General features: G+C 60.3%; 13 protein-coding genes. 3 read left to right on the forward strand and 10 right to left on the reverse strand.

What is annotated here, in order from left to right; genetic code table 11:
- Positions 1-41: 41 nt before the first annotated feature.
- The 5 genes from astB to L861_RS13720 all read right to left on the reverse strand — a co-directional run bounded on the left by astB (position 42) and on the right by L861_RS13720 (position 6,351).
- Entirely contained in the window at positions 42-1,379 is a 1,338-nt protein-coding gene (gene astB, locus L861_RS13700) for an N-succinylarginine dihydrolase (RefSeq protein ID WP_016417048.1), read from the reverse strand.
- The gene (gene astD / locus L861_RS13705) at positions 1,379-2,848 is read right to left on the reverse strand and encodes a succinylglutamate-semialdehyde dehydrogenase (RefSeq protein ID WP_016417049.1); all 1,470 of its coding nucleotides are present in this window, start codon (positions 2,846-2,848) and stop codon (positions 1,379-1,381) included. Before astD ends, astB begins: the two co-directional genes overlap by 1 nt.
- Positions 2,849-3,005: 157 nt before the next feature.
- Complete coding sequence (astA, locus tag L861_RS13710) at positions 3,006-4,022, reverse strand: arginine N-succinyltransferase (RefSeq protein WP_016417050.1); 1,017 nt, start codon at positions 4,020-4,022, stop codon at positions 3,006-3,008.
- On the reverse strand, positions 4,022-5,086 hold the full coding sequence (locus L861_RS13715; RefSeq protein ID WP_016417051.1) for an arginine N-succinyltransferase: 1,065 nt from the start codon (positions 5,084-5,086) through the stop codon (positions 4,022-4,024). The genes astA and L861_RS13715 overlap by 1 nt, the downstream gene beginning before the upstream one ends.
- A gap of 50 nt (positions 5,087-5,136) precedes the next feature.
- Positions 5,137-6,351, reverse strand: a complete 1,215-nt coding sequence (locus L861_RS13720; RefSeq protein WP_016417052.1) for an aspartate aminotransferase family protein — start codon at positions 6,349-6,351, stop codon at positions 5,137-5,139.
- A 220-nt stretch (positions 6,352-6,571) separates the two neighbouring features.
- On the opposite strand from L861_RS13720, the gene L861_RS13725 reads away from it, so the two are divergent.
- Positions 6,572-7,366, forward strand: a complete 795-nt coding sequence (locus L861_RS13725; RefSeq protein WP_016417053.1) for an SDR family NAD(P)-dependent oxidoreductase — start codon at positions 6,572-6,574, stop codon at positions 7,364-7,366.
- Between the two features lie 40 nt (positions 7,367-7,406).
- On the opposite strand, the gene L861_RS13730 is transcribed toward L861_RS13725, so the two are convergent.
- From L861_RS13730 to fabV, 3 genes are all read right to left on the reverse strand, one after another.
- Positions 7,407-8,384, reverse strand: coding sequence for a GlxA family transcriptional regulator (locus L861_RS13730; protein ID WP_174329832.1), 978 nt, complete (start codon positions 8,382-8,384; stop codon positions 7,407-7,409).
- 167 nt (positions 8,385-8,551) lie between these two features.
- Positions 8,552-8,755: a hypothetical protein gene (locus L861_RS13735; protein ID WP_016417055.1), complete on the reverse strand. Its 204-nt coding sequence runs from the start codon at positions 8,753-8,755 to the stop codon at positions 8,552-8,554.
- Between the two features lie 59 nt (positions 8,756-8,814).
- Positions 8,815-10,014, reverse strand: a complete 1,200-nt coding sequence (gene fabV, locus L861_RS13740; protein ID WP_027947663.1) for an enoyl-ACP reductase FabV — start codon at positions 10,012-10,014, stop codon at positions 8,815-8,817.
- Positions 10,015-10,193: 179 nt separating this feature from the next.
- Between fabV and L861_RS13745 the strand changes: the two genes are divergently transcribed.
- Entirely contained in the window at positions 10,194-10,583 is a 390-nt protein-coding gene (locus L861_RS13745) for a DUF7079 family protein (protein ID WP_016417057.1), read from the forward strand.
- A gap of 63 nt (positions 10,584-10,646) precedes the next feature.
- Here the strand turns inward: L861_RS13745 and L861_RS13750 are convergent, their stop codons facing one another.
- Together L861_RS13750 and L861_RS13755 are read right to left on the reverse strand one after the other, a co-directional pair.
- Positions 10,647-11,141, reverse strand: coding sequence for a glutathione peroxidase (locus L861_RS13750; RefSeq protein ID WP_035568424.1), 495 nt, complete (start codon positions 11,139-11,141; stop codon positions 10,647-10,649).
- 65 nt (positions 11,142-11,206) lie between these two features.
- Positions 11,207-11,743, reverse strand: coding sequence for an NUDIX hydrolase (locus tag L861_RS13755; RefSeq protein WP_016417059.1), 537 nt, complete (start codon positions 11,741-11,743; stop codon positions 11,207-11,209).
- A 144-nt stretch (positions 11,744-11,887) separates the two neighbouring features.
- Here L861_RS13755 and L861_RS13760 point away from each other — a divergent pair, with 144 nt between their 5' ends.
- Positions 11,888-13,534, forward strand: coding sequence for an acyl-CoA dehydrogenase family protein (locus tag L861_RS13760; RefSeq protein ID WP_016417060.1), 1,647 nt, complete (start codon positions 11,888-11,890; stop codon positions 13,532-13,534).
- Positions 13,535-13,552: the final 18 nt, after the last annotated feature.

Consider the following 13,552-nt stretch of genomic DNA (forward strand, 5'->3'; position numbering starts at 1 on the left):
CATGAGGTACCGATGCAGGAATGGTCTTCTGTATGTTCTTGTCAGACCAACTGGAACGGATACACCGAGCCGATCTGCAGGATCCGGGTCAGTTCGTCCAAGGCGGTCAGGGTTTCCTCGGCAAGCTGAGGGTCGGCAAGGTCTTCCGGCGCCAGGCGGTCGCGATAGTGACGTTCGACCCAGGCGGTGAGTTCGCCATACAACGCTTCGTCGAGCAGTACCCGGCCGGAGAGCGCATCACGCTCAGCATTGCTGAGCGCCACCCGCAGTCGCAGACAGGCGGGACCACCACCATTGCGCATGCTTTGCTTGACGTCCTTGACCAGCACTTCGCTGATCGGGTTGGGGCCGGCCAGTAGCAGGTCCTGGATGGTCCGCCACACATCCTCGTTCTCCTGGCACTCGCCGGGCACCACCAGGGCCATGGAGCCGTCGGGCTTGGAAAGCAGTTGCGAGTTGAACAGGTAGGACGCTACGGCATCGTCGAGACTGACCGCCTCGACGGGCACTCGTACCGGGATCAATGGTGCGGCCATTTTCCGGCGTAACTCGTCAAGCGTCTTCTGCTCGTCGAGAAAGGCCATCTCGTGGTAAAGCAACACCGGCCCATTACCCACGGCGATCACGTCATTGTGGAATACCCCAGCATCGATGGCATCTGGATGTTGTTGGGCGAATACCACTTGAGCCTCGACCAATCCATGCTGACGAACGATGGCCTGACTCGCTTCCAGGGTCTGGCGGGCCGGGAACCGCTTTGGCTCTCTCTTGCCGCCAAACGCCTGGCGACCATAGACGAACAAGTGCACGCCGGGCTCGCCATGCTCGCCACACAAGCGGGTATGGTTGGCTGCGCCTTCGTCGGAAAACGCCGGCGTCGCCGGCAGCACCGGATGGTGGGCGAATCGCGTCTCATCGCGGAAGATCGCCGCCAAAACCCGGCCAGTGGTTTCCGGCTCCAGGTAACGGTGGAAGCTCGACTGCAGATTGGCTGGGGTGAAGTGCACCCGGCCGTCCGGTGCATCGACGCTTGGCGTGACGGTGCCAGCATTGGCCGTCCACATGCTCGAGGCTGAGCACACCGCGCGCAGGATCTGTGGTGCCTCCTTGGCGGCGCGGGTGAGCACTTCGGCGTTGCTGCCGGAGAAACCCAGCGCCCGCAGTGCACCCAGATCGGGGCGCTGTTGGGGTGGCAGCACCCCTTGGGCGAAACCGGCGTCAAGCAGCGATTTCATCTTGGCCAGCCCCTGCAGCGCCCCCTCTTTGGGGTTCGACACCAGGCCTTCATGGCTCATTGAGGCCACATTGCCGTGGGCCAAGCCGGAATAGTTATGCGTCGGCCCTACCAAACCATCGAAATTGACTTCACGTACGCTCATCACAGCGTCACTCCCGGTGGCAGGTTATCGGGCAGCGCCAAGGTTTCGCTTTCCATCGAAGCCACCGGATAGGCGCAATAGTCCGCGGCGTAATAAGCGCTGGGGCGATGGTTGCCGCTGTCGCCCACACCACCGAACGGTGCATCACCGGAGGCACCGGTAGTCTGGCGGTTCCAATTGACGATGCCGGCGCGAATGCGCAGCAGGAAGTCGTCCCAGTCGGCACGTTCACCACCGATCATGCCAGCGGATAGGCCGTATCGAGTATCGTTAGCCAGTTCGATCGCCTCATTCCAGTCCTGATAACGGTATACCTTGAGCAGTGGACCGAAGTGTTCCTCATCAGGCACCTGCAATCCGGTGACGTCGATCAGCGCCGGCGACAGCAGGCTGGTGCCCTCCTTCAGCCGCCGCATGCGTGAAAGCACGGTAGCACCCTGTGCTTCGAGGTCGTCCTGGGCCTTGAGCAGTCCATCCGCCGCCTGAGGGCTAACCAAGCCACCGTAGAAGGGCTCGGGTTCGTGGAACTGAGCGGCCACATGCAGCTTGTCGATGGCTGCCACCAGCGTTTCGATCAAATGATCGCCAACTTGACCTTCGGGGACGATCAAACGCCGGGAGCAGGTGCAGCGCTGGCCACCGGAGAGAAACGCCGATTGAAGAATGGTCAGTACGGCGGCGTCCTCATCGGGAACATCCTTGACTACCAGCGGATTGTTGCCGCCCATTTCCAGCGCCAGAATCTTGTCGAACTGACCGGCAAGTTGCTGGTGCAAGATTCCACCGACCTTGGCACTGCCGGTGAACAGCAGGCCATCGATGTCCTGGGCATTGGACAGCGCCTGCCCTACCGGGGCCGCCCCTTGCACCAGGTTGATCACGCCATCGGGCAAACCGGCCTCGCGCCAGCACTGTAATGTCAAATCGGCAGTCAACGGAGTCTGTTCACTAGGCTTGAAGACCACGGTATTGCCGGCCAGCAGCGCTGGCACTATATGCCCGTTGGGCAAGTGGCCGGGGAAATTGTAGGGGCCGAACACAGCCATCACACCATGTGGGCGATGACGCAGTACGGCCCTGGCATCCCCCACCTCGCGTTCCCGCTCCCCGGTGCGTTCGTGATAGGCGCGAATCGAGATTGCCACCTTGCCGATCATCGCCCCCACCTCGGTACGTGCCTCCCACAGTGGCTTGCCAGTTTCATGGGCGATGGCGGTGGCCAAGTCCTCGCGACGGGTTTCCAGCACCTCGCGGAAGCGCTCGACCAGTGACTGGCGCTCGGCAAAGGGTGTCCGCGCCCAGGCAGGAAAAGCCTGACGAGCCGCGGCAACCGCGGCTTCGACCTGTTGCGGGCTGGCGGCCGCGGCTTGCCACAAGGATTCACCGGACACCGGGTCGGTCTTGGCGAAGGAGTCTGCGTCGCCTTCGACCCAGGTTCCGCCGATCAGTAGTTGTTGCTTGGGTTGCATAACGTGTCTCCCATAGCACTGAGCGTTGATTCGAAAAGCTGACGAGCGAAGGCAAGACCAGGCGAACATTGGCGAGGAAGCAGAGTTTACAAAGGGGGTAAATGAGCATTCCAAGCCAATGTTCAACGCCGTATTGCCGAGCGCAGACGCTTTTCGACTAGGTTTCCAAGACGCGGAGGGAATCGCCCGCCACGACCTCCAGCCGCCGCGCCTCCTCCTCGGTCAGGGTGATCACATCGTTCTCGTCGGGGCCTCGGCCGATCCAGATGGCACGAAAGCCAAGCATATCGGTGGTCGACACCAGCCAGGTGGGACGTTCGGTTTGCTCGGCATCGGCAACTACCTCGACCTTGCATAGTCGCGAAATGCGCACCGCACGCACGTCGTCGATGTACGCTTCCACGGTGGGGCCGCCGTCGAAGATGTCGACATAGCCCTCCCAGCGCAGGCCTTCCTTCTTGAGCATTTCCAACGCTGGACGGGTATCTTCATGCACCTGGCCGATACAAGCTCGCGCTTCCTCACTTAGGAAGGTGGTGTAGATCGGGAACTTGGGCATCAGCTCGCCGATGAAACTCTTCTGGCCCAGCCCAGTGAGACGGTCCGCCTCGTTGAAATCCATGGGGAAGAAATGGCTGCCCAGGCATTCCCAGAAGGGACTGACGCCATTCTCGTCGAACACCCCGCGCATTTCGGCCAATACCTTGGCGGGGAAGCGATCACGGAACTGAGCCATGAACAGCCAGCGCGCCTTGGACAGCAGCGCCCCATTGCGATGCTTGCGGTATTCAGGGCGCAGATACAGCGAAGCCACCTCGGCATCGCCGGTATGATCCGAACTCAGGAACAGCGTGTCGATGGTACGGTGCAGGTCGAGTTGCACCGAGGAGTGCGCCAGGGTTCCCAGTCGGTAATGATAGAACGGTACCTCGCGCCCAACTTGTCCTTCGATGGCGCAGCAACCCGCCAATTCTCCGTTTTCCTCATCTTCGAGAACGAAGAAGTAGAGGCGGTCGTCCAGCGGGGTACGTTCTTCGAAGGCGCGCGAGGCGGATTCAATCTTGCTGGCCAGGAAATCGCGGTTGTCGGGCAGCGACGTGAAGCCGACACCGGTCTGCTGGGCCAGGGCCTGTAGGCCGTCCAAGTCGCCGCGGGCAATCGGACGCATGCGCATCACAGTTCTCCTTCGTCGAGAGCATCTTCGGCGGCGGGCAGCGCCAGTGGCGCGACCAATACGGCTCGCCCCTCTTCCACGCCGAGGATCTCGGCATGCTCGGACGAGAGCATCAACTGGCCCGTCGGCGATAGCGCATAGCGCGCCACCACGCAGCGAAAATCACCCAGCTTCTGGTTGGCAACCATGGCCGGCTCGGCATCGGGCAGCGCATGCCCGGGCCGGATGCGGACCGGGTGCCAGGCAGCGTTGCGGAAGGTCTCCAACCTTTCGCACTCCCCCTTGACCACCGGGCCGGCGTCGAAGATGTCGACATGCCGTGAGCGTTTGAAGCCCTCGGCCAGCATCTCTTCCAAGGCACGTTCGTGTTCCGGGTGTTCACGTCCAATCGCCGCCCGTGCCTGAGGCGTGAGCAGCGGCAGATAGAGCGGGAACTGCGGCATCACCTCGGCGATGAAGCTTTTCGAGCGCACCCCGGCGATGTGATTCATCTCCTGATAACCGCGCACGAAGAAATGGCGTCCAACGCTGTTCCAGAACGGCGACTCGCCCTCACTGTCGAGATAGCCTGGGAAGGCTACCGCCAGAATCCCTGAGAAGCGCTCGGGATACTGGGCGATGAACATCAACCGCGAACGGCGCAGTAGACTCTCGGCACTGGTGCCCTTGTAACGGGGGTGGAGCGACAATGCACACAGCAGAGTGGCCTCGGAAACCTCGTGCGACAGTGACAGGGTCTGTACCTCGCGGCGCACACTGAGCTGCTGCGAGGCATGTATCAGCGTTTCCTGGCGATAGGTGTAATAAGCCTCATGAGCACCGGCCTGGGCACGGATGGTAGCCGTTCCCACCACTTCGTTACGCTCGCGGTCCTCGAGCACGAAGGTGTAATGTTCGTCGCCGGGATATTCAACCTCCCGAGTGAAGGCCCGTTGAGAACGGGTGATACGTTCCTCGAGACGATCGCGATGCGCGGGCAGATTGGTCAGGCGCGGTGTAGCGCTCGAGGCCAGGCGCTCCAGGGCCGGCAGATCCGCCGGCCTGGCAGGACGAACGACCAACATGGCTTGCCCTCTTGTTGTCGGTTCCAGGGAGCCTTCGCTCATGGCTGCGCTCATGCCGTAGCGACAAGCTTGGCGATGGCTCGCTCCAGGCGCGCCATGCCTTCATGGATGTCGGCTTCGGGAATCACTAGCGAGGGCGCCATGCGCAATACATTGGGGCCGGCGATCAGTGCCATCAGGCCCTCTTCGATGGCCAATGGCAGGATATCCTTCGCGCGTCCCTCGTACTCGGGCGCCATCTGGGCACCAATCAACAGGCCCATGCCACGAATTTCCCGGAACACTCCATACTTGCGGTTGATGCTCTCAAGGTGTTCGCGGAACAATTCATGGCGCTTCTGGACACCTTCGAGCACTTCAGGGGTATCGATATGCTCGATGGCTGCCAGTGCCACGGCGGAAGCCAGGGCATTGCCACCGTAAGTGGAGCCGTGGGTACCGATAGCAAGCGACGGCGCTACCTTGTCGGTTGTCAGCATGGCGCCGACCGGGAAGCCGCCACCCAGCGACTTGGCACTGGTCAGGATATCCGGCGTCACACCGTAGTGCATGTAGGCAAAGAACTTGCCGGTACGCCCCACGCCGGTCTGCACTTCGTCAAAGATCAACAGCGCCTGATGCTCGTCACATAGCTCGCGCAATCCCTCGAGGAACTCGGGGGTCGCCGGCACGATGCCGCCTTCACCCTGCATCGGCTCGACCATGATCGCGCAGGTGTCGTCACCGACCAGGGCGCGCACGCTGTCGAGATCGTTGAACTCAGCGTGCAAAATGCCACCCGGTACCGGACCGAAACCTTGGGAGTATTTGGGTTGGCCGCCGACACTGACGGTGAAGAAGGTGCGACCGTGGAACGACTGACGGAAAGAGATGATCTTATCCTTGTGCTCTCCGAAGCGATCGTGAGCGTAGCGACGCGCCAGCTTGAGTGCCGCTTCATTCGCTTCGCCACCCGAAGAACACATGAACACCTTGTCGGCGAAGGTACGCTCGACTAACGACTTGGCAAGTTTCAGCGCCGGCTCGTTGGTATATACGTTGGACAAATGCCACAGTTTGTCGGCTTGTGCCTTGAGCGCATCGACCAGCACCGGATGGCAATGCCCCAGGGAGTTGACCGCGATCCCCCCGGCGAAGTCGATATATTCGTGGCCTTCCTGGTCCCACAGGTGGCTGCCCTCACCGCGGACCGGGATCACCTTCTGCGGGGAATAGTTAGGGGCCATGTAATGGTCGAAATCGCTGCGGGTCGGGGTATAGCTCATGTTGTTCTCCATCCGGTGGGATCGATCAGTCAAACGAGTATAGGGGCCGCCACCAAGCCAGGCTTTCAGCAATGGGACGGCAAATTATGAAAAGCGGCTGCGGCGTTTCATCGGGTGACGACTTGAGATTCTTTGCACACGAACCACCTTACTGGCAGGTGACTCATTCTCTCCCGGCAGGACATGCCGGGTATTCGTTACGATATAGGGAGTATTCTCCATGCGTATCGACCTTTCCGATAAACGTGCCATCGTCACCGGTTCTACCGCCGGAATTGGCTTTTCCATCGCCAAGGGGCTGGCCGAGGCCGGAGCCGAAGTGACGATCACTGGCCGCACCCAGCAACGAGTCGGCCAAGCCATCGACATGATCAAGCACGCGGACCCCGACGCCAAGCTAAGCGGCGTCGCTGTCGACCTGGGTACCGCAGAAGGTTGCCAAACGCTGATCGCGGCCCGCCCTGAAACCGACATCCTGATCAACAACCTGGGGATCTTTGAACCACAAGATTTCTTTGACATCGACGACGCCACCTGGGAGCAGTTCTTCCAGGTCAACGTGATGAGTGCCGTACGGCTGTCTCGCCACTATGCCCAGGGCATGAAGATGCGAGGTTGGGGCCGGGTTCAGTTCCTGTCCAGCGAATCGGCGCTCAACATCCCCGCTGAGATGGTTCACTACGGTATGACCAAGAGTGCCGTGCAGTCTATCTCACGAGGGCTGGCCAAAGTGCTGGCGGGCACCAACGTTACTGTCAATGCCATTATGCCAGGCCCGACGCGCTCGGAAGGTGTGCTCGACATGATTACCAAGGCTGCCGAGAAGGCGGGGATCTCTCAGGAGGAGATGGAAGCACGATTCGTCAGGGAGAACCGTCCCTCTTCGATCATCGGACGCCTGGCCACTCCGGAGGAAGTCGCCAGCATGAGCGTCTACGCCGCCTCGCCTCAGGCTAGCGCTACTACAGGCGCTGCGCTGCGTGTAGAAGGTGGCGTCGTCGATACCATGGCGTGAACGGCAATGGCCCGGCTTGAAGCCGGGCCATTGGAAACCGTTATCCGAGCCGTTCCTCGCGTGGCGTCATGCCAAAGTGATTACGATAGGCGGTGGAGAAATGGGCACCGGAAGAGAAACCGGTTTGCAACGCGATATCGCCCACCGGCTGGTCGGATTCACGCAATAGCTTGCGTGCCTGTTGCAGCCGTAAATCGAGATAATAGCGACTGGGTACGGCCCGCAAATACTTCTTGAACAATCGCTCTAGTTGGCGCCGGGAAATACCCAAGTGTTCGGCCAATTCATGGGTGGTCAACGGCTCCTCGATATTGGCTTCCATCAGTACCACTGCATCGATCAGACTCTGTGGCGCATGCCCCAGGCGTGAACGCAGTGGCACATGCTGAGGTTCATCGGCCATACGAATGCGTTCGCAGACAAAATGCTCGGAGACTCTGTCAGCCAGGCGCTGACCGTGGTGCATACCGATCAAGGTCATCATCATGTCCATGGCTGCAGTACCGCCGCCACAGGTCAGCCGGTCGCGGTCGATCTCGAACAACTGGTGCGAAAGGTTGATGCGGGGATAGTCACGAGAAACGGCATCGATGCGCTGCCAGGGCAGAGTTGCACGATAGCCATCCAGCACCCCGGCCCGTGCAAGCACCTCGCTGCCCCCAGCGATACCACCGAGCACCACGCCCCGACCGGCGAGACGTTTCAGCCACTGCCCGAGTCTGCTCAAATCGACCGCCGGCAAAGGACTGGGAGCACAGACCAACAACATGTCCAACGCACCAGTTTCCTCTCCAATCGCATCCTGAGGTGTCAACGACAGCTCGGCGGCACTGCGGACTCCACGGCCGTCGAGTCCGAAGGTAGCAGAGGTGTACAAACGGCGTCCGCCCAGTTGATTGGCTACCGTCAGCGGCTCCAGGGCACATGCCTGAGCCAACAACGAAAATCCGGGCAACAGCACGAACCCCACCTGACGTGGGGCGCCGTCAACCGACAGCGCGGAGGCAGAGTCATGCATCGTGGCAATACGCTTGTCCATGAACAAGCGGTCATCTTAACCAAAAGGGCAGCAAACGAAAGCCTCGAACGGCGCCGGCAGGGTAAGAACGAAACTCGTGACCCGGATATGAAAAACCGGGCCACTCGCATGACCCGGCGACCTCATGGACTTGGCAAGTGAAAGTCTCATTTGCCGAAGTAGTGGAAAGCGACAGCTGACAAGAGTACCAGCACGATGATGATGGGGAATAGGCGATACATCCCTGAGGGAGGGCTCTTGGCCTCAGGCTGATCCTCATCCGGTTCGGGATGCTCGTAGTCTTCCGGCATGCGCTGCCCCATCACATGCCGTTTTTCTTCTTCCCGACTCTTGCTGTCCCTGGTATCCATCTCCACCTCCCGGCGTTCCCAAGACAACTACATGGGAGCACTGAGAGGCAGCGCTCCCTTTATAACGTTACGACATCAAATTCCACCGCAGGGTCCACATCGGCATCATAGTCGACATCCTCGCGCTCGAAGCCGAACAACTTTAGGAATTCGTGCTTGTAACCAGCATAGTCGGTAATCGAGAACAGGTTATCGCTGGTAACCTGGGGCCATAGGTCCTTGCACGCCTGCTGGACATCGTCACGCAGTTCCCAGTCGTCCAGACGCAAGCGACCAGCCTCATCGGTCTCCGGCAATTGACCGCTATAGAGCCGCTCACCGAACAGGCGATTCAACTGTTCGATGGTGCCCTCGTGGAGGCCCTTTTCCTTCATGATCCTATAGACCATGGCGATATACAGTGGCATCACCGGAATGGCGGCACTCGCCTGGGTAACCACCGACTTGAGCACAGCAACATTGGCCCCACCACCACTGACCTTGAGCTTGGCATCGATTTCACCGGCGGCACGGTCGAGATCTTCCTTGGCCTTGCCCAGTGCACCATGCCAATAGATCGGCCAGGTGATTTCGGTGCCGATGTAGCTGAAAGCCACTGACTTGGCTCCAGGGGCCAGCACGCCCGCCTTATCGAGCGCGTTGATCCACAGCTCCCAGTCCTCACCCCCCATCACGGCAATGGTATCGTCAATTTCCTGCTGGGTAGCCGGTTCGACTTCGGCCTCGATAATGGTGTCCTTGTTGGTATCGATGGCGGTGGCCCGGTAGGTCTCGCCGATCGGCTTGAGCGCCGAGCGCTTCAGTTCACCGCTATCCGGCAGCTTGCGTACCGGTGAAGCCAGCGAGTAGACCACCAGGTCGACCTGGCCGAGATCCTTCTGGATCAGCTCGATCGCCTTGTCACGCGCTTCGTGGGAAAAGGCATCGCCATTGATCGACTTGCTGTAGAGCCCCTCGGCCTTGGCGAACTTGTCAAAGGCGGCAGCGTTGTACCAGCCAGCGGTACCCGGCTTTTTCTCGGTACCCGGCTTTTCGAAGAATACCCCCAAAGTGTCAGCGCCATAGCCGAAGGCAGCGGTAATACGTGCCGCCAGTCCATAGCCACTGGAAGCGCCGATCACCAACACCTTCTTGGGACCGGCATTGCGATCCAGACCGCGCGCGCGGGTCGCCTCGATCTGTTCGAGCACATTCTTCTCGCAACCGACGGGATGGGTAGTGGTACAGATGAAACCGCGAACCTTGGGTTTGATGATCACGACAGACCTCGACATTCCATGAGCGAAGCGCACCATTCCAACGTGGAGCGCAAATCGATTACAGTAGGTCATTCTAACGGCTCATCGATACCCTGTCCGCCCTTGAGCTAATCCTCGGCATGCTTGACCATTACGATATCGATTCATGCTGTGTATGCCGTGACGGCGGGAGAACACCGATGGATGCCCAAACCCTGGTCGACGAACGCGGCGAACTCTGGCTGACCCTGTCCACGCTGTGGCTCGAGCGTGAACCCCGGGAAGCCGACTATGCCCACATGGTGGAAGTGATCCAGCGCCATGACCTGACCCTGAATCAGCTTGAATGGATCTTTCGTCTGGAACTGGCCCCAGTGCTGTCACGCCAGCAGATGTCGGTAGCCGGAGAATGGCGCGCCTTCGACGAAAACAAGCTACTGCGCCAATTGGTAGCGCACAATCTTCGTTTGAATGGCTGGCGCCGCAAGATGTGGGCGCTGTTTTCCGGCCTGACCACCATGATGACCCGTCATCGCTGGAACGAACTGATGGCCAGGATCATGATCGAGCGCGGTGAACTCTCCCACTGACGACCAAAGGAAGAAAGGAAACGCAGAATGATTCGCCCGCGCAGGCAATTCTTCGATGTTTCTTCAAGCGGAGAATGGCGCTTCCAATGCCTCCTCCAAGACCGGGCGAATCTCCACGGCACCGTCTCTGGGACCGAAGCGACGAATCACCTCGCCATTGCGCCCCACCAGAAACTTGGTGAAATTCCATTTGATCATGGTGCTTCCCAGTACACCTGGTGCTTGGCGGCGCAACCGAACGAACAGGGGATGTGCGTGAGCACCGTTGACCTTGACCTTCTCCATCAGCGGGAAGGTAACGCCATATTCGCGCTCGCTGAAGGTACAAAACGCCGTGGCCGACTCCGGTGACTGGTGTGCGAACTGATTGCAGGGAAATGCCAACACGGTAAACCCTTGGTCACGATAACGCCGATAGAGTTCTTCCAACTCCTTGAGTTGAGGCGTAAAACCGCACTGGCTGGCCACATTGACCACCAGTAGCACCTGGCCGCGCAGAGCGCGTAAATTGAAAGGCTCACCCCTATGGGTCGAGCAGTCGAGATCGTAGATCTGCATGACCGAAAACATCACCTAGCGTGTAGGTTTACGATGCCACGACTTGTGTCATGGCGCCAGCCGGATCACAACCAACCGCCCTCGATCATGCGTGTCAGGGCCATGTGAGTGTCCGGTGTCGCACGTGGATGAGCCAACGCTTCATCCAGCGGCAACCACATGACATCTACGACTTCGTCCTCTTGCAGCGTTAATGAGCCATCGTACTCGACCAAGTAGGTACTGCCAAAAATGTGGTTACCCTCTCGGGCATAGCGAAACTCGAGACAGAATCGCAGCGGGACGCCACTGATGCCAAGTTCCTCAGCCAATTCGCGACGCGCTGCCACGTGCACCGCCTCGCCAGCTCCGACCACACCTCCGGCCGCCAGGTCGATCCCACCGGGAAAGGTTTCCTTGGTCAGGGTACGCTGCTGGACGCAGAGTTCGCCGCGTCGATTTCTGACTACCACATAGGTCGCCCGATGCCAGAAGCACCAACGTCGCATCTCGGCACGCAAGGCGCTGCCACAGGGACGGTTATGAGCATCCACCACTTGGATGCGTTCATCGGCGATAAGGGGCGTCGGCAGCGCTGCTGCCATGGGAAGCTCGGCATGCATCGTGCAACTCTCCTGAAACGGATGCCCTAGCCTACTCAGTCACGGGTCTCGAAACCAGGCATGAGTACCAACATTTCAAGCGTTGACCAGGTGACCAGGGACGGCCATGCTCGTTGACAACCCCCTCTTCAGTGGAGACTTCCCATGGCCGATGTATCGCCGCGCACCCGGCTTGCCACCCATGAGGTCGTCAATCAGCCCACGCTTGGGGAGGATAACGATCTCTTCGCACTCGACCAGCCATTGCAGGATGCCCTGGCCCGCGAAGCGCCGGATTGGGTCGCTCGACGCTTGGCCCCGTTGGGCGTGGATGTCGGCAGTCGCCGCGTCCAGGTACTCGGTGAGGCTGCCAATCGGTACCCACCAGAGCTGCACTTGTTCGACCGCCATGGCCGACGCCTCGATGAAGTCGTCTATCACCCCGCCTATCACGAGTTGATGCACTTGGCCTGCGACCACGGCTGGCATGCCGTGGCCTGGCAGGAGGAAGCCCGCGGTGGTCATCAGGCACATATTGCGGCCATGTACCTGCTGACCCAAGCCGAACCTGGGTTCTGTTGTCCGATCACCATGACACATGCCGCCATGCCGGCGTTGCGTCACCAACCAGATGTTCATGCTCAGTGGGCGCCTCGACTGCTGGCCTGGGATTACGACGGCCGTGCCGTCCCTGCCTGGGACAAACCCGCAGTGACGTTGGGTATGGCCATGACCGAGAAACAGGGGGGCAGCGATGTGCGTGCCAATACCACCCGAGCCGTAGCCGAGGGCGACAGCTTTCGTCTCACCGGCCACAAGTGGTTCTGTAGCGCGCCCATGTCCGATGCCTTCCTGACCCTGGCCCAAACCGACGACGGCTTGGGCTGCTTCCTGGTGCCCCGTTTCACACCCGACGATGAACGGAACGCCATCGAAATCCAACGTCTCAAGGACAAATGCGGCAACCGTGCCAATGCCTCCGCCGAAATCGAATATCGTGGTGCCTGGGCACAGGCCGTGGGCGAGCCAGGACGCGGCGTCGCCACCATCCTCGAGATGGTGCAACAGACTCGGTTGGATGCCGCTACCGCGCCTGTCGGTATGATGCGCCAGGCGCTGGTCGAAGCCTGGCGATACGTACGACAACGCCAAGCGTTCGGTAAATACCTGGCAGAGCAACCGTTGATGCGCGCGGTGATCGCCGACCTGGCATTGGAGGTCGAAGCCGGCCTGGCGCTAGTGATGCGTACGGCACGGGCCTTCGATGGTGCCAACAGCGAGCATGAACGTGGACTGGCACGTCTTGCGCCGGCACTGGCCAAGTATTGGCACAATCGTCGCGGCCCTGGGTTCATGGCCGAAGCCATGGAATGCCTGGGCGGAATCGGCTATGTCGAAGAAACCCCGCTGGCGCGGCTGTACCGCGAAGCGCCAGTGAATTCGATCTGGGAAGGATCCGGCAATGTGATCTGCCTGGATGTGCTGCGAGTATTGGCTCGCCACCCTGAGTCCATCGAGGCGCTGCATGAAGAGTTGAAGGCGGCGCGCGGCACTAGCGCGGACTACGACCGTGCCGTCGATGATCTGGAACAGGCGCTGGCAACCGACCCCGCTACATTGGAGCGGCGGGCACGCTGGCTGACCCAGCGCCTGGCTCAGTGTCTGCAAGGCTCACTGTTGTTGCGTCATGCACCGCCGGCGGTCGCCGAAACGTTCTGTCGCACACGACTCGGTGCCGAGGCCGGCTCCGTCTATGGCGTACTGCCGGTGGATGCACCCTGTGATGCCATACTGGCACGCATCATGCCTTGAGAGATGAAGTGCTTATGT

Source organism: Litchfieldella anticariensis FP35 = DSM 16096 (assembly GCF_000409775.1).
GTDB classification, from domain to species: Bacteria; Pseudomonadota; Gammaproteobacteria; order Pseudomonadales; family Halomonadaceae; genus Litchfieldella; species Litchfieldella anticariensis.

Excerpts from the sequence above, each read along its gene's own strand:
- L861_RS13725 (WP_016417053.1), top strand. The coding sequence starts at position 6,572 with ATGCGTATCGACCTTTCCGATAAACGTGCCATCGTCACCGGTTCTACC.
- L861_RS13735 (WP_016417055.1), bottom strand. The coding sequence starts at position 8,755 with ATGGATACCAGGGACAGCAAGAGTCGGGAAGAAGAAAAACGGCATGTG.
- astB (WP_016417048.1), bottom strand. The coding sequence starts at position 1,379 with ATGAGCGTACGTGAAGTCAATTTCGATGGTTTGGTAGGGCCGACGCAT.
- L861_RS13720 (WP_016417052.1), bottom strand. The coding sequence starts at position 6,351 with ATGAGCTATACCCCGACCCGCAGCGATTTCGACCATTACATGGCCCCT.
- L861_RS13750 (WP_035568424.1), bottom strand. The coding sequence starts at position 11,141 with ATGCAGATCTACGATCTCGACTGCTCGACCCATAGGGGTGAGCCTTTC.
- astD (WP_016417049.1), bottom strand. The coding sequence starts at position 2,848 with ATGCAACCCAAGCAACAACTACTGATCGGCGGAACCTGGGTCGAAGGC.
- L861_RS13745 (WP_016417057.1), top strand. The coding sequence starts at position 10,194 with ATGGATGCCCAAACCCTGGTCGACGAACGCGGCGAACTCTGGCTGACC.
- L861_RS13715 (WP_016417051.1), bottom strand. The coding sequence starts at position 5,086 with ATGTTGGTCGTTCGTCCTGCCAGGCCGGCGGATCTGCCGGCCCTGGAG.
- astA (WP_016417050.1), bottom strand. The coding sequence starts at position 4,022 with ATGCGCATGCGTCCGATTGCCCGCGGCGACTTGGACGGCCTACAGGCC.
- L861_RS13730 (WP_174329832.1), bottom strand. The coding sequence starts at position 8,384 with ATGCATGACTCTGCCTCCGCGCTGTCGGTTGACGGCGCCCCACGTCAG.
- L861_RS13760 (WP_016417060.1), top strand. The coding sequence starts at position 11,888 with ATGGCCGATGTATCGCCGCGCACCCGGCTTGCCACCCATGAGGTCGTC.
- L861_RS13755 (WP_016417059.1), bottom strand. The coding sequence starts at position 11,743 with ATGCATGCCGAGCTTCCCATGGCAGCAGCGCTGCCGACGCCCCTTATC.